We start from the raw sequence: 22,081 nt of genomic DNA on the forward strand, positions 1-22,081 counted from the left end.
CAGGCAGCATTACGCCGAGAGAAGCCAGGTTCGAGACGCTTGGGTGATGATGTTGATGGTGCGTTAACAGGCGCGGGCGGTACGCGGAGGGCTGCGGCCAGTGGCCGAAATCAGCAGGAGACTACGGTAAGAAGCGAACCACACCACCAACGGGACAAACAGCACGACCACGACCGGGAGGCGCGGAATCTCCGGCAGGATGAAGGCGTTGTCATCCTGATTGACCGAACAAGCCCAGTTGACCAGCGGCCTGGCTTCGACCTGCCCGCGGTGACAGGGCTCGCGGTCGCCGCCGCCGTGGAGATGGAAGTTGCGGGTCGCCGGCGTTTCCAGCTCGGTAAAACAGGTCGCGCAGACAATGGCAGCAGCAAGGCGAATGACAATCAGCACGCTGACGAGGGAAACCGCCAGGAGCGGACCCTGTGTCGTCTGTCGAGCCCCATGCATGGAGCGCCATACGCCGTTCATACGCTCTACCCATCGAATTGAAGGCGCTCATACTACGAAACCGACGAGAAATTCGTCTACCGACGATTGCTCACACTTGCTACAGTTCGTGATGTACGGCGAACGAGGGAAGGCCTACAGCGCAAGCCGGGCATCGAGTGCAACCGGCAGCGGCTCGTGAATCGTTGAAAGCGTACGGTGCCTGAGCTAGTGCGCGAGGGTGTTGACGGGAAGGCCGCGGCCGTGAGCCGTGCCGCTACCGGTGCATACACCACATGACCATGCGGACTCCTGGCATGACCTGCCGGGAGCATAGGAGATCATGCCTGCTGCGGCGGGAGCACGCTTCTCGACGACCACGCCCCATCACTCAAGTCGGCGCTCAGCGCTGTCTTCAGATCATCGTGGCTCGTGCGTTAGAACAGGCCCAGCGTCACGCCTCCGTAGATGGCTCGCCCATAGCCTGCGAAGAACAGCGTCTTGTTTGCATCGGGCGTGCTGTCGGCGATCACGCCGCCTGAGCCGACATACCGTTTGTCCGCGATGTTGTCGAGCTGCAGATAAAACTTTGCGAACCTGAACCACGAGGTCGGGCTGAACTCAATCGTCTTGTGCAGATTCGCGTTCAGCAGCCAATAGGCCGGCGCGCCCACGGTATTGTTGTTGTTCAAGAAATAACTGTTCCAATAGGTGGTTTCGAACCAGCCGCCCCAGCCTGAAGGATGATCGTATTCCTGCTTGAGGTTCAGGACATCGCGGGCGACGTTCGGCACAGACTTGCCGTCCCGCAGAATCTGCGTAACCGGGCCTGTCCCGTTCACTCTGAACTGATCGGCAAAGTTGATGTACTGCGCGTCGATATGCGTGTAGGCCCCGGAGAACCGCCAACCTGGCGCGGGCCGCCAGTCATAGCTCGCCTCGACGCCACGGTATTGGGACGAATCGGCGTTGATCGCAAACGAACCGGCCGTGGTCGAGTTGACCTGAGTAATGATCTCGTCCTTGACCAGGACCCAGAATCCGACCAGTTGCACCCCGAAGGTCTTGTGCAGCTTCGAATCCGTGCCGATTTCAAAATTGTAGTTCTTCTGCGGCTTGATCGAAAAATTCGTCCCGGCCAATCCGTCCAAACCGGTCGTTAAATTCGCGAAGCCCGGCACGGAATAGCCGGTCGAAGCCCGCACCCAATGGCGGTGCTGGTCGGTGGGTTTCCAGGACAGCGAGACTTCTGGCGCCCAATTGTAGAAGGTGCGATCCGCGCTGGGCGAAGACCCGAGCGCCCCAGCCGTGTAATTGATGGTCTGCACGCTGATTTGCGACTGCTGGAAGCCGAGACCGGCTGCCACGGTCCACGTGGGTATGAATTCCAATTCTTCCCGCACCCGTCCGCCGATGTTACGAATGGTGCCACGGCTGTTCTGCACCAGCGTGCCGCGCGTCCCCCGAAAGTCGCCGAGATTCTCGAACGTTTGCGATTCCTGTTCCATATTGTTGGCGAAGAACCCCACATAACTCCGGAGCGGCATGTCGCCCAGACGGCCGTCATGCCGGAGATCCGCATAGCCCTTGAAGTTGGGATAGAAGGCATCGTTGATTTGCGTGAAGGTCTGGTTGATGTCCCGGACATCGTAGTCGGCTTCCAACGTGAATACCGTGCTCGCGTCGAGTTGTCGTTCATAGAGCCCGCCGATGACGGTCCGTCGATCCAGGCGCCGCTGGGCCAACCGCAGCGGGTCGTTGCCGAAGCCGGTGCCCCCGGCCTGCCGCGAGTCCGCGTTGAATTGGGTGAGCGTCAACCGCGTCGGCACGTTCGCATTCAACGCATTCGTCACGGCCTTCACATAAAAGTTGTCCTTGTCTCCCAATTTGAACCGGAAATTCAGGTTGACCGTTTGCGTATTGTAATCGCTGTGCCGGAGATAGCCGTCTTCAGAGACCTGGCTGGCGAAGAGGGCGATGTCCACATCGCTGTATTCCCGGCCAAGGGCCACCGCATACTTTTGATAGCCATACGAACCGCCGCTCAAGAAGGTTTCAAGCCCGTTGATATCACCGCCGCGGCGCGTTTTGAAGTGAATCATGCCGCCGAGCGCCGCGTTGTCATACAGCGACGAGGCCGCACCTCGTGTCACTTCCACGCTCTGCATGAACCAGGGGTCGTGCATGTCGAGGCGAGAAAATCCGTCGGATTGCGTTTGGCCGATGCCGTCTTCATAAAATTTCAAATCGCGCACGACGCCGGTAGTCTTGACGCCCGAACCGCGAATCGAGACTCCGAAATCGCGGGGGCCGTTGGCCGAACGCAGGATCACGCCCGGCAGCGACTCCATCGACTCTTTCATCGTGCGCGTCGGCTGCGAATCGGTTTCCGATCGCGGCGTCGCCGAGAACGCCAGCCCCTCCGGATGTTTTTGCACCCGTTTGCTCACGATGCTGATGTCGGCCAATTCATAGACCGGCGACTCCTCAGTCGCTCCCGATTCGACCGGTGGAGCAGCCGCTTCGCGATACCGTTCCGGCCGCTCGTCTTTCGGCAACGACTCGTCGCGCGTGCGGCCGATGTCTTCCAGTTGCTGCAAGAGCTGCTCACGCTCGCGCACATTCTGCTGCAGCCGTTCGCGCAAGACCTGCTCCGACTCCACCGCGCCGGGCCCCGGCGTCTCGCTCTGCGCCCCCGCGTGACCGGCGAATACCCCACATATCAGCAGCATCGTTCCCACTGTCCTCAACTGCGGCCCAATCCCTGGCGTCATCTCATCCACCTTTCCCTGCGGCGGGCAATCCCGGCGCGACTCCTCATGTCCGCACCACCTCCAAACTCACGTGCTGAAAGCCCATTGATCGCACGCGATCCACGATCCCGACGAATCGTTCCAATTTCGTGACCTTATCCGCGCGCACCAGCACCGGTGCTTCGCGACTCCGCTGTTGAAGCACCGCTTCCAATTCCATTTCCCCGAGCGGATGCTCATCGACAAACAAGCCGCCCTCCGCAGTCACGGTGACGATGATCGGTCGATCATGCCGCTCGCTCGCCGAACTCGCCTTCGCAAGATTGACCGGGATCTGCCCCGTGGTGATGAACGTCGCGGTGGTCAGCACAATCACGAGCAGCACCAGCATGATATCGACCAGCGGAATCACATTAATTTGATCGACCTCACGCTCCATGGTAGGCCTTGTACTGCGCGAGCAATTCGCTGACGCGCCGGCGGAGCATGTTATTCATGACCACGCAAGGAATGGCGACCACAAGCCCTGCCGCAGTCGCCTTCAACGCGAGACTCAGGCCGATCATGATCGTCGTGACCGCCATGGCCCCGGACGTGCCCATGGTATGGAAGGTCAACATGATGCCCAACACGGTGCCGAGCAGGCCGATATAGGGTGCGTTGGCCGCCACGGTCCCAATCACGACCAGCCGCTTGGTCAGTGCGATTTCACATTCTTCGATCGACGGATACGCATGCACATCGATCCGCCGGTAACACAACCACCGCTCGATCGCCACGGCCACCGCCCACAGGCTCAAGCCGATCAACAGTCCGATCACGCCGTACTCCACGGCTTCCTTCAGTCCATTCATGTACGGCCCCCCTTCACTGATGCTGTTGCGACCTCATCAACACGCGCCTCGACCGGAACGCCAGGCTCCATAGGCTGCCGCGCGCGCCTCCCCCGGCTCTTCCTCCACCATAAGTACCAGCCGGTAACGAATAACAGCGGACATACGAGGCCGGAGGCGAAGACGATCCAGCGCCCCGCCATCCCGAATACCTGGCCGGAGTGCACCGGCCACTGCCACTGGATGAAATAGTCTCCGGCGGTTCCCCCGTCAGGTGTTTGCACATGCAGGATCTCGCCGCTGTATTGATCCACCACCACACACCGCCGGCTGAGCACCAGACTGACGTTGGGTACCTCTCGCTGGCAGATGGTATAGGCGGCCGTGGGCTTCTTGGCGGGATAGAGCCATTCCACCCGCCCTTCCGGATAGCGACTGATGACTATGTCGAGAGCCTGGCCCAGAGTCAGAGGCGGCCGGCCTCGAGGCGATTCAGATTGAATCGTAAAGCGATCGACCGTGGGGGAGAACAGCCGCACCACGGCATGAAACGGGGCCCGCAGATTGAGATAGACTCCCGAGACAAACAGCGCGAGCAGCACGATCGAAAAATAGACCCCGGCCGTCTTGTGCACATCGAAATTCATCCGGCGCACATGCGCGCCCCGCTTGATCGTCAACGCGGCCATCCACCCGCCGCTCTTGGGCCACCAGAGGTAGAGGCCCGTGAACAAGGAAACGGTCAGCACCATTCCGATGACGGCGACAACCGTATCCCCGAACGGCGGGTCTCCGAATCGCGGCAACAGCAACGCATAGTGCAGTGCAAACACGAAGCCGACGAACGTGCGAGGCACGGCGCCGCCGAGGCCGGCCGGACGGACCAATCGGGACCCGATGACCTCGGCGCTATACGGATTGACGAAGACGTGGTCAAGCTCAAAATCCATCGGTGACTTCGCGTCCGGCCCGGACGGCACCGACACGTTCCATCGATAGGCAATTCCGTCATGCCGGGGGTATTGCCCGTACACGAGTTGCGCTCCCTTCGGCATGGCGCGCCTCGCAGCCGCGGCAATCTCATCCACCGGTCGGTAGGCCGCCGCGCCACCCACCTGCGGTGCCACCCGGATCAGGTCGGAGTTGAGCCACTCGTCGATCTCCAGATGAAACACCAGGATGCTGCCGGTCAGCCCGATCAGGACCAGGAGGGCGCCGACAGAAAACCCCAGGTACAAATGCGCGTTCAGCCACCGCTTCCGTCGCTGTGCCGTCACCGACGATGCCTGTCCCACCGGCCCTATCCTTTCCGATTGTCCAAGCTCAGTACTCCAACCGTAGCGACCCGAACACCGTCATCGGCGCGCCCGGATAGACGCCGTTACGAGGGGCCACGTTCGAATTCAGGTCGGCGTTTTCGTAATACTCGTGATTCAGCAGGTTACGGACCGTCACCTGCGCAATCGCCCGCGTCGGCCCCATCATCCAGCGATAGGCCGCGAAGCCGTCGAGCCGCACATAGCCGGGGAGCGTGAAGGTGTTTTGAATGTCGCCGTGCCGGGAGCCGGAGATGTACGTCCCGAAGCCCACACTCAGTCCCTTGACCGGCCCGCTCAGCTCGGTAAAGTCATACTTCATCCAGAGGCTCCCGCCGTGCAGCGGTACGCCGGGCAACCGCTTGTCCTGCAAGCCCGAATTGTCCTTGGTGACCTTCGTGTCGGTGTAGGCGTAGCTGCCGATCAGGCTGAGGCTCTCCGTCACACGGCCGGTCATGTCGAATTCGACGCCCTGGCTGCGTTGCTCACCCACCACGATCCTCGCCAGCGGGTCGCCGCTCGCGAGATCCGGCGTCACCAGGTTGTTTCTGGTCAAGTGATAGAAGGCCAACGTGGCATTCAAGCGGTGGTCGAACAGGTCGGCCTTGAAGCCGGCTTCCTGCTGTTTGCCGGTCTGCGGAGGGAACGGCTGATTGTTGGAGGAGACGCCGTTATTGGCGCCGAAGGACGTCACGTAGTTGCCGTACGCCGCCAGCCAAGGCGTCAGGTCGTAGAGGAGACCGACGCGCGGGTTAAACCGCGAATCTTTCCTGGTGACCCCGTCCACATTGGCGCTCGCCTGATCGAAGTCCCCGGCCGTGCCTCGCGCCACTTCGGCCCAGTCATATCGACCGCCCACGAGCAGATGCAGCTTCTTCCAGAGAGTAATCTGATCCTGTAGATAGAGCCCATACCATTGCTCATGGAAGACGCTGACGTTTCGACCAGGTCGGTCGGTCGTCGCGCGGGCGGCAGTGAACAGGCTTGGCGCGATGCCGTAGGTCGGATTGAAGATGTCGATCGCGAGAGCCGGATTGCCGGAAGTGAAATTGCCATAGATGCCGTAGTCGGTGGCGGCCCTGGTATAGTCCATCCCGATCAACAACGTATGTTGCGTACCCGCCACCGCAAATTTTCCGGTCAGGTCGAGATTCGTGGCATAGGTCCGCACGTAGCTCGTCTGGCCGAAAATGTTCCGATCCAGCGTCCGCCCATCGGCTCGTAGCGCATTCCCGAACGCAGGCGCCGGATTCGCCCAAATACTTTCCGCATCGATAAAGCTGGCAAGAAAGCGATTCGTCAGCTTCCACGACTCATTGAAGCGATGGTCGAGATTGAAACCGATGTGCGTTTTGTTCGTGAACGACACCGGCGTATTCGGATCGCCGTACGACCGACTGATCGGTACGGGGGCCGGACGATTCCCGATGACCGGAATGCCGCTGTCGGCACGGAAGTCCTGCTTCAAGATCTCCACATCCACAGTCAGCGTGGTCTTGTCCGTCGGCCGCCAGGTCACGCTGGGATTGAAGACCTTGCGATCGATGAAGTTGAACTCTCGGAACGACCCGCTGTTCTGATAGCCCCCCGAAAAGCGGACCGACAGCGACCTGCTGTCGGTGATGGCCCCGCCGACGTCCCACAGGGTGCGGTAGAAATTGTAGGAACCGAATTGTTGTTCCAAGGCGCCGTGAGGGGCGTCCAACGGCCGCTTCGTGTTGACATTGATCATGCCGCCCGGCTCGATGCGTCCGTAGAGAATGGAGGCCGGTCCCTTCAGCACCTCAATGCTTTCGATATTGGCCGTGTCCATTTCAAACGGGAATCCTGACGGGGACGTGGCGAGCAGGCCATTGCGATAGGTTTTCCCGAGATCCGGAAAACCGCGAATGATGAACCGGTTGCCGGACCCGATGGATTGATTCGGGCGGACACCGCTGATGTTCTCCAACGCATCCTTCATGCGCGGCGTCTTTTGATCTTCGATCACTTGCCGCGGTACCACCTGAATGCTGGCCGGTGTCTCATGAATCGGCGTATCGCTCTTCGTCGCTGTAGTGCTGTTCAACACGGTGTAGGACTCCCGCGTCGATGCCACCACCACCGGACGCACCTCCACCACCGGTACATCTTCCTGCCGCGCGGTGTTCTCCGATCCGGCGCCAATCATGGGCGGGACCGAGACAAGTGGCCCCGTCGAAGACGTTGCTGCCTGTGGCGCCTCTTGCGGCTCCGCAACAGGCTCTGCATGCGTCGCTATGGCAGACGCGTCTTGTGTTGCCTGCGGCGCCACATGCGGCCCGATACAACCCGTACACGCAATCATGGCAAACACGACCCAGACCGCCTCCTTGCGCAGAGTCATTCTTTGAGTTGATGAAGAGGGGATCTGAGATTCACACACGAACGACAGCGCTTCCATAACACAGGGTCCTTTCCCTCGTAGTCGATACGTAGCCTGGGCAGAGTCACCCGGCAGGCGATTCGATGACAGGCTGATGTGCTGCAGAGGAGACTACGTCGTGATCAACGAGGGAGGTGCGCGAAGCCCGAGAATCGTTGGATCGAGAACGGCAAAAGACTGAGACCGACCGGCATCGAGCGTAGGCGGCGTGAGCACAACGCGTGTGCGAAACGCCCATTGCCACACAATGGCCATGAGGGCATCACCGGGCGATGAGTCCCCTGATACGATGGCCTGGCGAGGCTCGTCAGCGACAGCCCCAGACACGAAAGGCGGATTGAGGGCGACACGGCTGGAGGCCTGAGCGGAGAGGTCTGTCTGTGCCTCACGCCATGCTTGTCGGGAGTCCCGTTCAGCAACGGTCGCCTCCACCCACCGTTGCGCCAGAAAACAATGCAGACAACTGAGCGCTCCGGTCGGCGTGACCGACAACCAGCCTAAGGCCATTCCGGTCACGAGGAGGAGACCCGCCAAAAGGCGCTGTCTCCGATGAAATCTGTCGCATTCCGACATGGGCGTTATGTAACAGACTGGCCCGCGTGCTGCTACTGACGCCTGCTACCGCATGCAACAGACCACACAGATTATTGTGGAGGAACGCTCGCGAATCATTCGGAGCGCCGGGCATTCTACCGGGCGTACGCGCTCGACGATCACAACCTAGCCATGACGCAGCGTACACTCGTGGGGGGAGAACGTGTGACTTTCAGCCAACGATAGCTCCGGATTCCCGCTGCAATCCAGGAAGGCCATAGATCGTCATTCAGTGGAATGTGTCGTTCGGCCCCAGTCACCGCAAACTGTCATACTGAAAGCACGCAAGCCCAGAACAGGAACACGAAGAAACGCTAAAGGTAAGAATCGGCGCACTCGGGCCGGTGTCCCGGATCGGCATTTGCGTCACGATGCCGTTGATTTCTTCTTGTTGGGGACTTAGGCCGCTTCCGCCACCACATCAGTACGCCGGTCGCATAGATCACCGGGCAGGCCAGGCCGCTGATAAACACCGCAAGACGGCCCGGCAGCCCGAACGCCTGTCCCGAGTGCAGCGGCCATTGCCACGCGAGAAACGTTTCACCGGCCGTGCGTCTCGTATCCGGTGCGCGGACGTCAAGAATCGCACCGCTGTATTGGTCAATGGCGATCCAGCGCTCGGACCAGAACGCGCTCAGGCCCGGCACACGGCGGTAGCTGACGAGGTAGACGCCGATCGGTGTGGATGGGGGAAAGACCCCGTAGAGGTCTTCACCCGGATACCGGCTCGTGGCAATCTCATATGCGTGGACCGGTCCGATCGGCGATCGGCCGGCATCAGCACCGGAAACGAGCCGCCCTGGGGTATCTCGAGTGGCCGGCGAGAACCATTGCGTGACCCGCACGAATGGCTTGTTGAGGTTCATGGACACGCCTGACAGCAGCACGGCGCCTAGCACCAGGCAGGTATACAGCGAGAAAGTCTTGTGCGCGTCAAACAGGAACCGCACCCGATTCGTCGGAAGCCGGATCGCGAAGGCCTGCCGCCACTGGCTGGTCAACGGCCACCAGAGAATGAGCCCCGTGACGATCGAGATAAGCAACAGCAATGCACCAATTGCCACGATGGCCTGACCGATCTCGCCGGACAACAATGTAAAGTGGAACTGAAAGATGGCGTCGATCAGATAGGGTGGTATCACTCGGTGTGTGCGAAAATTTCGCACGTTGGTCACGATGGCTCGATAAGGATCGACAAACACACGGAGTTGGGTTTCATCCGGCTGTTCGAATGAAATGGAAAAGACCCCTTCGGGACTGTGCGGCCCCATGATCGCCAGAATTCGACTGTTCGCCTCGACGACGCGCTCGGCCGCCGCGACGATCTCCACCATCGGCCGGTGGACGACTCTGCCCTCGGACGGAACCGCCACCGTCAACAGATCGGGATTGAGCCAGGCATCGAGCTCATTCATAAACACCAACGCACTGCCGGTCAGACCGACAGCGACCAACAACGCCCCAACCGAGAGGCCGAGATAGAGGTGCAGCCGTAGCCATACGTTGCGCCAAGCACGCGGCGAACAGCCTTGTTTAGTCCCGCCTCTTCCTACTGTCTTCAACGAGGACATTTCGAGTCCTCGTTACAGCGCCCAGTGGATCGAACCGATAAACATTCGCGGCATCCCGACATTGATTGAAAACCGGTCGCCCAACGTTCCGCCATACAGCGTCTCATTGGCGAGGTTGTAGGCGTTGAGCTGAAAACTCAGGCGCGAGTCGAGAATCGGCGGTTGATACCGCACCATCGCATCGATGCGGGTTTGGATCGGCAGGCTGTAGGAGTTCGACGGATCACCCTGCCGCTTGTCTTGCACGAAGACCCCGCTGCCGACCGTGAGGCCGCGGACCCATTCGCTCGGCACTTCATACCGCGCCCAGAGACTGCCGCCGTGGATCGGCACATTCCACAGCCGCCTGCCCTTGTCGGCACCCTCCGTCACCTTGGCATCGGTATAGGCGTAGGTGAGGATCAGGCTCAGGGCCTCCGTCACCTGCCCCGCGACATCCAGTTCGATTCCCTGACTCCGGGCCTCTCCAATGGGAGTAGAAAAAGGTGTCCCCGGCACTGGGACAGCGACATTTTGCTTGCTCAGATGATACACGGCGAGCGTCGAATTCAAGCGGCCGTCAAAGAAGGATGTTTTCACCCCGCCTTCGAACTGCTCGCCGATCTGCGGCTTGAGGATCTTCCCCGATGCGTCGAATACCGAATTGGCGGCCCCGAGCGACTGCACATAATTTCCATACACGGACAACCACTCCCGCGCCTGATAGACAATGCCGGCGCGGGGATTGAACCGTCGATTGTGGGTCGTCTGCAACGCACCAGCGGCGGATGCCAGCGATTGATCTTTGCCGAAGGCCAGTCCAAGCTCGCTGATGGCCCAATCGTACCGCCCACCGCCCATGATATGCAGTTTGTCGAAGAGGGTAATCTGGTCCTGGAGGAATATGCTGTTCCAGGACATCCGTTGGTCGATAAAAAAGTTATAGGGCTGCAGAGATTGATTGACGTTCGTGTATTGGGGAGTGAAGATATTGATCGCTCCGGCATCCGCGCTTATAGAGCGGACTTCCGCGAAGTTCCCGTAGTATTCCCAACCGGCCAACACCCGATGCACCAGACCGACAGTCGTGAACCTCCCCGACACATCGACGGTTCCCATATACGTGTTGTTGACCGCATTGCCCCGATAAAAGAATCGCTGCAAGTCTCCCGTCGTCTCATCCAGACTCGCTCCCGCCGTCTGCGGGTCCCCCACGTTGCGCCGGAAGTAGTTGAAGCGTCCACGGACCTGCCAGTCATCATTGAACGCATGGGTCAGGGTTGCGACCGTATTGTAGACATCCATCCGGATACGATCCGCCGGTTCCCCCAGAAACCGCGACCTTGGTAGAGGCGCGGGTCCATTGCCGAGGGCGACGATACCGTAATCTTCACGGCTCCGCTCACCGGAATACATGAATTCGACATCGAATTGCGTACGCGGCGCGATTTTCCAGGTAACGGTCGGCGCCGCGAACGTCCGCGTGTTGAATCCAAAATCACGATAGGACTCTTTATTTAAATACTCAAAATTGAATCGATACAGCAGCGTCCCGCTCTGGTTCAGTTTGCCGGTGGCATCTGCTAAGGTTTGATAGTGGCCGAATGACCCGACTTGCTGGTTCAGAGAATAATGCGCCACTTCTTGCGGACGCTTCGTGATCAAGTTGATCATACCGCCCGGCTCGATCCGACCATAGAGATTGGCCGCTGCGCCTTTGACCACTTCGACACGCTCGATATTGGCCAGCGAAAGCCGCATCCCAGGAACCCGGAATCCATCCCGATAGGATAGGTACCCGGTGTTAAACCCTCGCAGCATGAACTCTTCTGACAACCCACCAAATGTAAAGCCCGGGTAGACGCCGCTGACATTCTTCACGGTATCCTCGATCTGCACCGCCTGTTGATCCCGAATGACTGCACGCGGGACCACCTGCACAGAGACCGGCGTTTGCATAATCGGCACATTGATGCGATTGGCGGAAGACGTGTTACTTCGCGTATAGCTGGGATCGTTGGGCACATCCTGGTCGCGAAAAGCTGGTAGTGACTTAGTGATAATCTGCACTTCCTGCACGGTCACAGGTTGGACGTCCAATTGGTCGGCAGCGTGGATCGGCGTGTAGCCTACGGCCTGTTCGTCCTGCGAAGACGCTGCCAAACCAGGCATCAGGAGGGTCGTGAGAGACACGAGTACTGCGGCGGTTAGGAGACCTTCCCGCATCCTGCTGGACATTTGTGGCCGCGGACCGGCACCTATTCTGAAAGTGGCATCGATGGAAACGCATTCTTGTCGAATCATGAAGTCCTCTGAATGGGTGAGGCCTCGGGCAGGCCTCGCCGCGTTGTACGCATGATCAAGCAGGACCATGGCAGAGCCGTGCCTCCGGTCTAGACCGACGCGCGCCAATGCATACCAGCTCCCCGTCGGGGCGGAGGACCTGGCGATCCCTCGAAATGTGGCGGAGACGTTCAGCAGGACAGAGGGGGACCGCGGCCACGAGCGGCAATCAGTGGCCGGCTTCCAAACGACAGGACCAGAAGGAATAGCGGCACGAAGAACGAGACGAGGATGGGCAGATGGGGAATGTCCGGCAACGTAAACTCACCGGCATCCTTGCAAGCAGAACAGGCCCAGGCAAGCAACGGAGGGACGCTGTATCGTCCGTGATGGCAGTGGTCGTGGTCTCCCGCACTGTGGATGTGGACGGTGCGAACCGGCGGCACCTCGAGATCAAAAAAACAGATCTCCGAAATGGCGCCGGCCAGCAGGCGGATGCCGATCAACAGGCAGGCTAAAACAATGATCGACGTACAAGCACGACCGCGTCGGCGGTCGACAGAAAAACCTCTGAGGGTCAAGTTCACGAAAGTTCTCTCAATAGGCGTCAGGGGTATCTAGCACACCGCCATAAGACCTGTCTGCCTATCGCTGCACCAGGTGCTACATAATCGCCCGTGGATTTCCGGATGGCCTGCGATCCCACAGACCGTTCAAGAAGAAGCCTCCCTATCCTGAGCTCGATTCCCGGACGATCCCGCACCTTCAGAACCGTCCCATGACGCTCAGCTCGAAGGTCCGTGGGGCTCCGATCAGTACCTGATCCGGATAGAAGTTCGACCCGAAGATCCCATAGGTCTTGTCCAGGAGATTGCGCCCGCGCAGGGTGATCCAGAACTGCTTGTACGGCACCGTCACCCAGGCGTCCGCGGTCATATAACTGTTCAGCCTAATCGTATTTGCCGCATCCACATACCGGTCGCCGACGTACCGCCAGGCTGCGCCGAGATCGAAGGGAATCGGCGTGGGCACGCGGTAGATAGTCCACAGATTCCCGACCGTTTGCGGGACTTCGAACGGACGATTCCCGCTGCGGGAGACGAGCGTCCCGCCGGACACGTCATTGAATTCATCGAATTTCGCCGACAAGAAGGTCACATTCCCCTGCAGCCGCCAGGCATCGGTGACGCGCCATGCCGCGTCCAATTCCACACCTTTGGAAGACTGGCGCCCGACGTTCACGGAGGCGGTCTGGGAAACCTGGGTCAGAATATTCTCACGGACGATATCGAAGTAGGCCGCCATCCACTCCACCCGGTGGTTCAAGAACTGCCCCTTGGCCCCGATCTCCCATTGATGGCCGGTCGCTAGATCAAACTGCTGGTTGCTGCGAAGACTGAAGAGACTGCCACCGACCGGATCGACCGCCGTCGCATATTGTCCATAGAGCGTCACGTGCGGCAACACGTCATAAACCAGACCGGCTCGCCAAGTGGTGGGAGTGAATTGTTGGTCGAACGATTGCGCGGCATTCAACGCCCCACCGGTCGTAAAAAACTCGCGTGTGAGATTGATATAGTCGGTGCGCATGCCCGCCACCACCTTCAGCGACTCCGTCACGCTGAATTGTTCCTCGGCAAACAACGCGGTGGTGAGGATCCTGGCCGTTTGGGTGGCCATGGCCCCGCCGCCGAACAGACCGGCGACCGGTGCGAAGGGATCGACGCTGCCGCCGGCTGCGCTGAAGAAGCTCGGTCGCGTGAAATCGACATAGCTGAAGTCCACACCGGCCACGAAACGATTTTTGAAGCTCCCGATGGGATGCGTCAGTAAAAGTTCCAGACGGTCCCCGATCACGGACTGATCGTGCTGAACCTGGAATCGATCGCGATCGATCAGCTGCGTGCCGCTGTTGAAGGTATAGGTCTCGGCATTCATCCAGTCGCGCTTGGCTGTGTAGTAGTAGGCCTGATTTCGCAGTTGGAAAAACTCCGTCGCCGCCCAGGTGGTTTTGAGTTTCGTCCAGGTGGTCAAGGCGCTCATATCCGCATTTTGGACGTTGTAATTGTTGCGTAGCATGCGGGCATCGATGGTGCGGCCGTCCGTCGTGCTCACGATCCCGTTCACCCCTTGTGTTGCGAATGTCGACGGCACCAGGGGTGTCCCCCAGTAGGGTCGTTGACGATCATGGGCGATGTCGAAGGACAGTTCGACGCTGAGGCGAGGAGTCACGTCATAGAGCACGGCGCTGGTCATGTTCCAGAACGTGAAGGGTGTGCCCTGCGGTCCTAAATAGCTATCGCCGTTCTGGTAGCTCAGATCCACGCGATAGTGCAGCTTATCCGTGCCCAGCGTCCCTCCGCTGCCCACTCCGGCACGTACCGTATTGAAGGACCCGTACGACAGGAAGGCCTCGTTACCTTGTGCGTCGCGCAGGGGCCGCTTGGTGACCAGATTGACCATCCCCGCCACCGCGCCTTCCCCGTACAGCACGGATGCCGGCCCTTTCAAAATCTCGATGCGATCCAGGTTCCACGAATCGCGCGGTCGCGTCACGAACCCCGTCGGCCCGAGAGACAATCCATCGAACAGCAGTCGAATCTGTTGATTGCTGAATCCCCGCATCGAAAACGCACCCGGGTTCACGCCGAGGTCATTGACCGTCACGCCCGTGGCTGCCTGGATCGCTTCCGAGACGTTTCGCAAGCCACGCTCCTGCATCGTCTGCTGGGTGATCACCTCGACGCTGGCCGGAATTTCACGCAGCGTCACCCCCAGTCGAGAGCTCCCGCTGCTCTGCTCCTGCAAGCCCAGCGTGCCGGTGCCCTCCGGATACGTGCGAGTCCCCTGCACCACGACAGTCGGCGCCGTCACCGGCTCGACGGAAGGCTCCGATCCCTCGTCCGCCGATACCGGCCCAATCGACACGCACAGCACTGACACAAGGCTCGCTACCCACACCATACGCTCCCATCTTCGACCGAAACCTGCAGATGACATAGCCCACTCCTAGAATTGAATGACGCCTTCACGACAAACGACCTCCTGCGCGACGCAAGGCGCGCCGAGAGACCGGCATCGTGAGGCCTCTGATCACGCGCACCCTGCCCGCTTGCTGCTGGTCAACGTTCGATCAAGGATGGAGGCGCACGGAGACTGCGGCTGAGGGAATAGAACAGCGGCGGCGGCCGGTTCTGCCTGACACGCCGATACGGCCGAAGACCGACCGGAGCGTGGAAAGCCTGTTGATCAACAAGAGTATCGAGTACAGCTGATTGTGGAGGCTGATCGACCGGAGAGGAGGGATGCTGACAGAAGCTCACACAATGCTCACCGGCCTCAGCCATGTGTGTAACGAACTCGACCGCTCCGACGGGAGGCAGGACACAGACCATCCACCAATACAGCGGAACGAGCAGCACGAGTGCGCCGAATTGTTTTCGATACCTTCCCATGATCCAACGCCGCACTTCTAACAGGTACGGTGCGACGCAGCTACCGGCGCATGCTCACGGGTGCACCACAATCACGAGGGCAGTAATGAACGTCTCTGTACCGGCTGAAGTCTTGTGAAGAGCGAATGAGTCGGGAACCGAAGGCGCCCTCTTCGCCCATGGAACCTGAGGGCTGCAAGACGGCACGACGCGGAAACATCGTCGAGAACGCCGATCTGAACAGGAAGGGATCCTGGCGGGTGCTCCCGTCAGGAGAACCTAATTGAGATGGGTGGCGAGAAACGTCTCCAATTCCTGAAACACCTGAAGGCGATCGGCCTCTCGATGCAAGGCCTGGTCTGCTATCGGCAACTCCACATAGGTGTACGTCGTCTTGCCGGCTGCCTGCAATGCCTCGGCCATGGCACGCCCCTGGGAGACAGGGACCATTCGATCCATCAACCCGTGCATCAGCAGCAGCGGCGTGCGGATCTCTCGCGCATGAACAATGGGAGAGGTGTCGCGCAGGCGTTCCCGATCGTTCCACCAGGACCCGATCCGCATGTCCACCAGCGCCTGCTGATTCACATACCAGCGGCTGTCTGAGACCAGTGCCGGCAAGTCTGTCACGCCACCCAAGCTGGCCGCGCAACGATATAAGTCCGGCTGCTGCACGGCACCCATCAAGGCGGCGTACCCACCATAGCCCGCACCGACGATGCAAATCCGGTTCGCACTGGCGATGCCGGAGCGAATGGCATACTGCACTGCATCGGTCAGATCGTTCTGCATCTCCAGCCCCCAGCGCTGAAACCCGGCGCGAAGAAATGCGTCGCCATATCCCGCGGTTCCGCGAAACCGCGGTTCCAGCACCGCCCAGCCTCGACTGACGAACCACTGCGTCCAATAGTTGAATGCACCGGGCATTCGGGCGGCAGGACCTCCATGGGGGAATACAATCATCGGAAGGTGGCGTGGATCCCGATCCTTGGGCAGGGTCACAAAGACCTGTAGCTCTTTGCCGTCCCGCGCCGTCACATACGTCGTAGCGGGCGTCGCCAGCGCAGCCGACTCCAGATCGGGATACGACGTGCCGAGCAGGACCATGCGTCCGTCGTGCTCGTCAAAGATCGACCAGCGGGGAGGATGCGCCGCGCCGCTTGACTTCACGACATGCAGCCGCCCGTCGTCGCTGCTGCTGTGGATGACATTGACGGTGCCGGGAATCGCGCGATCGATACGTGCCTGCAGACGTTGCGCGTCGAAGTCCCAGAACAACACCCGCTCATCCGCCTCACTGTAACGAACGCCGACCACCTTCTTGCGTCCCGGCGCGTAGACCAATTCGCCGTTCAGGTCAAACTTCGGGTCAGCCACCACGAGCACACGATCCGCAGTCAGGTCCGTCACGTTGAGCTTAAAAATTGCCGCCTTGCCCCGATGTTGGTCCCTCACATACAACCAGGCGGGATCGGCGTCGAACGCCAAGGGCACGAGCCCGGTCTCCTTGACCAGATCATAGTCGGCCAGTTCACGCCAAAGACTGGACTCCGGTAGCCTGACAATCGCCTGCACTGATGTCTGAAATTGTCCGACCCCCGCCCGCACCGTTCCTGTCCGATCGGCGATCCACTGCGCAATCGCCTTGGAGTCCGGCTGTGAACTGGGATTCGCCTGGACCAACTGTCGATCGCCGGTATACACGTCGACCTTGTAGACATCGGGCGCATTGGGATGTTCCAGATCGAGTGCGAGCAGGACATGTCTGGGATCGCCGGGAATGGTGCCGACCAGCCGATCCTGAAATTGAGGGAAGTGCTTGTTCCCGAAAAGAGAAGAAAACGAGGACTGTTTGAACAGATTGGGCACCTGCTCCGTCCCGTCCCGATTCACCGCGACCAGTCGCGTTTCGATCGTGTCGATCGCATCCCGCGTCGCCGCGAACCGGACACTGACCAGCAGTCGCTCGTCATTCACCCAACGGAACCAGGTGATGATGTAGTCGCGATTATCCGTCGAGACGACACGATGCACGTCCTGTCCCGTGACGGTTTGAGTATCGAGGAAGGTCTGTCCTGCATGGTTCCGGAGCACCGCCAGATGCCGACCGGAAGGGGACAGCTGAATGGATTCGATGCGGGGCAGCGACGCAAACGCTGCGGTGGGCGGCGGGGCGGAGCCGGAATCGGCGTAGACCGGTAGTATGCTGCAGATGAGAACAAGAACAGTGACAAGTCCGTAGATGGCCGGCACGGTCTATCCCTACAGTTACCAGGACATGCCCATCCGGGGAATACCCGACGGAGTCATTTATCACATGTTCACGCGACGGCCGTCCATCCCGTTTTCTACGCAAGCGCAGAGACCGGGAGATGCCGTACCAGGACGGACAATCTGGCAGCAGCCGCGACGCGGAGGCTCACCTGACGATGAGCCTCCGCATGGACAACCCGCAGGCAGCGTCTAGAACTTATACTCCACGCCCCCGAAGGCACTGATGCCCAACGCCGGGTTGGCGAAACGATTGAGCGAATCGTTCACCACCACCGCACCGGCATAAGTCTTGTCCGTGAGGTTGCGGCCCTCGGCAAACAACGTCCAATGTTCGCCGATGTTGTAGCCAGACCGTAGGTTGACTACGAAGTAGGAGGGATTCTTGATCGTATTGAGATAATCCGTATAGAACCCCGACAGCGACCATTCGAAATTCGGCGCGATCCACCAGCCGGCCGGGTGATCGTAGCGCAGCTCCATGCTCATGCTGTGTTCCGGTGCGCCGGCGACCGTCATGCCGTCCTTGGCAATGAGCACATTCGGCCCGCTGATGCCGCCGCCGCGAACATCGTCCGTGAACTTGAACCGCGACCAGGTATAGGCCACCCGCGCCTGCACACTGTCCTCCTTGCCTGCGCCGCCTTGCGCGAAGAGGCCTTTTGTCAGGACCATGGCGCCGCCGGCTTCCACGCCGGTATGCCGCGTCCCGTTGGCATTTTGGAACGTCCCTTGATTATTGATGTTGGAGGCGAGAATTTCCTTTTGCATTTCCAGGTTATAAACCGTCAGGTCCCACGAATAGCGCTTGTCCGCCGAAGTCCCTCGGTGCCCTAATTCCAATTGCCAGGCCCGTTGCGCGTCCAGGTTGAGAAAACCTGTATTCGCGGAGCCGTTCGCGTTGACCGAGGAGAGCAGTTCCACATTGAGCGGCGCCTCATAGGCTCGGCTCGCATTAAAATACAATTGCGAGGTGGGCGTGGTGCGGTACACAAAGCCGACCTTCGGACTGATGGCATCGAAGTGTTGCAACGGCTTCTGCGTGCCGCTCGGCGTGGAAGGCGTATTGGGGTTGAAGGGATTTCCGGCGGGGCCGAAATTGTCGACCGTCGCCTGACGGCCGCTGTAATCCCATCTGCCCCCGACCACGATCGTGAAATCCTTGGTGGCGTCAAAGGCATCTTCTGCGTACATGCCGAAATAGGTCGTCTTGGCTGTGTAGTTCTGGGTCATCGCGCCGATGTTGCCGTTGATGTTCACGAACCGCTGCTGCCGCTGATTCCCATACCGAGGCTGGAACCCGGCGACGAAGGAGTTGTTCTTGCCGAACAGCGGGTTCGAATTCACGTACCGGAACTCGCCGCCGACGTTGTTGTTCTCCTGTCGGATCGTCTGGAAGATCGGATGATCGACGAATTGATTCGAGAAGTAGGGAATGATCTCGAAATATTGATTCGGCGCGAACTCATTGTGGTACGCGATGCCGATCCGCTGCAGGGTGTAGTATCGCCCCCAGTTACAGGCTTGGTTGCTCGACACGCAGGCAAAGAATGGTGGCGCCCCGGCAGGGCTCTGCCCGCCGGTTTGCTGCCGGTTGAAGAACAGTTGCTGATTGGTGAGTGACCCGGGGATCCGCTCGGCCACATTGGCTTGGAGAAAGTAGGCGCGGATCTCCTGATGGTTGCCGAGTTGCAAGCCGATGTTCGCGTTGATGCGTTCCCGGGCCTGCTGACTGTTATCCTGAAATCCATCCTGCCGGTTGCCGGACACGCTGATGTAGTAATCCATCGTGGCGTTCATCTCGCCGACCTTGAAGGGCTGCAGCACCTTGCCGCTGGAGACTTGGCCGCTGACCATGCCGAAGCTGCCGCCCAGCATGCGCAGCTGCAAGGTGGAGGCGCTGTAGCCGGTGCGCGGCACAAGGTTGATGGCGCCGCCGATACTATTCGCGCCATACCGCAGCGCGTTCGCCCCCTTGTAGATTTCGATGCGTTCATAGGCGAGCAGGTCTATCGATTCAAAATCGGAAAACCCGTCGGCGTCGCCGAAGAAAATGCCGTTGATCAGAATATTGATGCCCCGGTGATGATAATTATTGCGCAACGACGTACCGCGGATCTGGAATTGGCCTTCGTCGGCACCGAACCGTGATTGGAATCGGACGCCCGGTGCAAACTGCAGCACATCCTGCAAATTGATGGCCCGCGACTCGGTAATCTGCTTCTCCTCGATCAGAATGTTGCTGCCCGGCCGGCGCGCAAATTCCCGTTTCACGTCCTCGACATTCTCGATACGTTTGCCGCTGATTTCCACCGGCTCCACCGCCACGACCGGGGCTTCGTGCTCTTGCGATTCCTCAGCCGCCAACAACGCACCAGGCGGCGCCCCCATCATGACCAAGGCTGCCAGACAGCCCGCCACAGACCCTCTCCAACTATTCCGTTCCATCGTGCACTCCAATTTCTGCCCAGACCAATTCCTGAATGTTGACGCAACGCCGGTTGGACACGTCACGCATTACCGACTCCTCTGGTCCGCTGCTGACCAAGCAGCGTCCCGCATGGGAGCGCCGTCGAGCGGCACCCCCTGTTTGAATCGACGGCGTATGGCTCGCACCTGATCAAAATCCTCAATCGGATTCCCTGCCAGGGCGAGAAAACTGGCTTCGTATCCCTCGGCAAACTTGGCAATGCGCCGCTCGGGAAAGATCGCCGCCGGTGTCGCCTCGCACCACATCTTGAGCAACGTGCGATTGTCGAACAGGTGCAAGGTACGCAGATGCTGTACCTCGGCCAGCGATGTCTCCGCATGGTCGCTGCCGATCAGCAGTGTCACGCCGACGCGTTGGAGCAATTGAAGATTGTCTCTCACCACGTTGCTGGCCGTTTCACCGGGCGATGACGCGTGCGGCACGTCCGGCCCGGCCCCATGGCCGGCATGGTGCCGATGCTGGTCATGCCCGCCGATAGACGGCATGGCCTGCCCGGCCACCGTCGTGGTGACCACCCGTACCTTGTGTTCTGCAGCCAATCGCCCATCTTCCTCCGTCAACCTGGCATGCTTCGCATCGTCAGGCCCCTGAGGCAACCAGCCCGGCACATGTGCCAGCTCATCGACTCCGGCGCGGATCGCATGCCGGAAATCGGCCGCCGTTTCGACATGGGCGGTGACTGGGAGACCAGCCGCATGCGCACGCGCCACAATGCCCGGCACCAACGTTGGATGGAGCCCCTGCCTATGATGGCCGGATCGGACATCCGCCCCATCGTCCTCCGAATGCACCAGATACACTTTGAGAAGATCCGGGTGACCGCTCACGATCACCGGCCACTTGGCTTCCACGTCAGCTTCTGTCTCCACCACGACGTACGACCGATTTTCGAACCAGCCCCGTTCAATCGGCCCCACCGCCGGCTCATACCGACCGACCCGCAATACCTCTTCATACAAGGCCACGGGATGCCCGCCGCGGCCCGTGAGGCCGGCATGCGCAAAGGTGGCGTCAATACTCGTCGGCACGTTGATCGCTTGCCGGATCTGTAGGGCGAAGTCCCGCACGTCGTTGGGATTCTTCACATAAAACACCCCGTCCTGCAGGTACCGCTTCGCGACAGCCTGCACATTCCACGGCCCTTCGACGTTGTGGTTGTGCGCCTCCCCAAACGGCGGCACCATGTAGAGACCAGAGAGATCCACCGTCTCGACCGGCCCCGACGGCACTTGACGTGTCAGGCGTCCCTGAACCGCATACCAGGTATCCGACTGAAAGCCTTCGCCATCGAACCATTGGCCATGGACGAAGGCATACGGTTTCGCGGGCAGCACAGCCTGAGTTTCCGCACCCCCCGCACAGCCGGATGCATGCGCCACCAACGCCAACGCGAAGAGACACAGCAAACCACGCAGACCACGCCGACTGATGGACGCACCGGCCCTGACGCCCCTTCGCCTCCCCCTGTTCCTGTTCGTCATTGGATGAGGTTCATTTCGTGCGTCTTATTGCGTTGGACCAAGCGTTCCAGCGAGGCGCGAAACACCCGCAGACTTCCACGACCGATCTTGGTCCCTTCCAATCGGCCGTCCTCCACCCAGCGATAAATCGTCCACCGGCTCACAGCCAACACATCCGCGGCTTCCCCGACCCGCAACAGTTGTTTCTGCATGGCAACCTCCTGATGCAAGGATGTGCGGGCGCCACCGACGCGCGATGCCGCCCG

Annotated in this window: 16 protein-coding genes; all 16 read right to left on the reverse strand. The window is 60.0% G+C overall.

Features of this window, described 5'->3' with window-relative positions; genetic code table 11:
- Positions 1-63: 63 nt before the first annotated feature.
- On the reverse strand, positions 64-468 hold the full coding sequence (locus JNL86_17940; GenBank protein MBL8044794.1) for a hypothetical protein: 405 nt from the start codon (positions 466-468) through the stop codon (positions 64-66).
- Between the two features lie 395 nt (positions 469-863).
- Positions 864-3,158: a TonB-dependent receptor gene (locus JNL86_17945; protein ID MBL8044795.1), complete on the reverse strand. Its 2,295-nt coding sequence runs from the start codon at positions 3,156-3,158 to the stop codon at positions 864-866.
- 85 nt (positions 3,159-3,243) lie between these two features.
- On the reverse strand, positions 3,244-3,618 hold the full coding sequence (locus JNL86_17950; protein ID MBL8044796.1) for a biopolymer transporter ExbD: 375 nt from the start codon (positions 3,616-3,618) through the stop codon (positions 3,244-3,246).
- Positions 3,608-4,033, reverse strand: a complete 426-nt coding sequence (exbB, locus tag JNL86_17955; protein ID MBL8044797.1) for a TonB-system energizer ExbB — start codon at positions 4,031-4,033, stop codon at positions 3,608-3,610. Before exbB ends, JNL86_17950 begins: the two co-directional genes overlap by 11 nt.
- Positions 4,030-5,307: a PepSY domain-containing protein gene (locus tag JNL86_17960; GenBank protein ID MBL8044798.1), complete on the reverse strand. Its 1,278-nt coding sequence runs from the start codon at positions 5,305-5,307 to the stop codon at positions 4,030-4,032. The genes exbB and JNL86_17960 overlap by 4 nt, the downstream gene beginning before the upstream one ends.
- Positions 5,308-5,335: 28 nt before the next feature.
- Positions 5,336-7,693, reverse strand: coding sequence for a TonB-dependent siderophore receptor (locus JNL86_17965; GenBank protein ID MBL8044799.1), 2,358 nt, complete (start codon positions 7,691-7,693; stop codon positions 5,336-5,338).
- A 150-nt stretch (positions 7,694-7,843) separates the two neighbouring features.
- Positions 7,844-8,266 carry a hypothetical protein gene (locus JNL86_17970; GenBank protein ID MBL8044800.1) on the reverse strand — a complete coding sequence of 141 codons (423 nt, stop codon included), beginning with the start codon at positions 8,264-8,266 and terminating at the stop codon, positions 7,844-7,846.
- A gap of 374 nt (positions 8,267-8,640) precedes the next feature.
- Positions 8,641-9,897: a PepSY domain-containing protein gene (locus JNL86_17975; GenBank protein MBL8044801.1), complete on the reverse strand. Its 1,257-nt coding sequence runs from the start codon at positions 9,895-9,897 to the stop codon at positions 8,641-8,643.
- Between the two features lie 12 nt (positions 9,898-9,909).
- Positions 9,910-12,048, reverse strand: coding sequence for a TonB-dependent siderophore receptor (locus JNL86_17980; GenBank protein ID MBL8044802.1), 2,139 nt, complete (start codon positions 12,046-12,048; stop codon positions 9,910-9,912).
- 302 nt (positions 12,049-12,350) lie between these two features.
- Positions 12,351-12,746: a hypothetical protein gene (locus JNL86_17985; protein ID MBL8044803.1), complete on the reverse strand. Its 396-nt coding sequence runs from the start codon at positions 12,744-12,746 to the stop codon at positions 12,351-12,353.
- Positions 12,747-12,924: 178 nt separating this feature from the next.
- The gene (locus tag JNL86_17990) at positions 12,925-15,123 is read right to left on the reverse strand and encodes a TonB-dependent receptor (GenBank protein ID MBL8044804.1); all 2,199 of its coding nucleotides are present in this window, start codon (positions 15,121-15,123) and stop codon (positions 12,925-12,927) included.
- Positions 15,124-15,281: 158 nt separating this feature from the next.
- Positions 15,282-15,614 (reverse strand): hypothetical protein, encoded by a 333-nt coding sequence (locus tag JNL86_17995; protein ID MBL8044805.1) that lies wholly within the window; start codon positions 15,612-15,614, stop codon positions 15,282-15,284.
- Positions 15,615-15,872: 258 nt separating this feature from the next.
- A complete protein-coding gene (locus JNL86_18000; protein ID MBL8044806.1) occupies positions 15,873-17,846 on the reverse strand; it encodes a S9 family peptidase in 1,974 nt (657 codons plus the stop codon).
- A 210-nt stretch (positions 17,847-18,056) separates the two neighbouring features.
- A complete protein-coding gene (locus JNL86_18005; protein MBL8044807.1) occupies positions 18,057-20,312 on the reverse strand; it encodes a TonB-dependent receptor in 2,256 nt (751 codons plus the stop codon).
- Positions 20,313-20,381: 69 nt separating this feature from the next.
- Positions 20,382-21,836 (reverse strand): hypothetical protein, encoded by a 1,455-nt coding sequence (locus JNL86_18010; protein ID MBL8044808.1) that lies wholly within the window; start codon positions 21,834-21,836, stop codon positions 20,382-20,384.
- Complete coding sequence (locus JNL86_18015) at positions 21,833-22,027, reverse strand: helix-turn-helix domain-containing protein (protein ID MBL8044809.1); 195 nt, start codon at positions 22,025-22,027, stop codon at positions 21,833-21,835. The genes JNL86_18010 and JNL86_18015 overlap by 4 nt, the downstream gene beginning before the upstream one ends.
- Between the last annotated feature and the right edge of the window lie 54 nt (positions 22,028-22,081).

The organism is Nitrospira sp. (assembly GCA_016788885.1).
Lineage (GTDB): Bacteria > Nitrospirota > Nitrospiria > Nitrospirales > Nitrospiraceae > Nitrospira_A.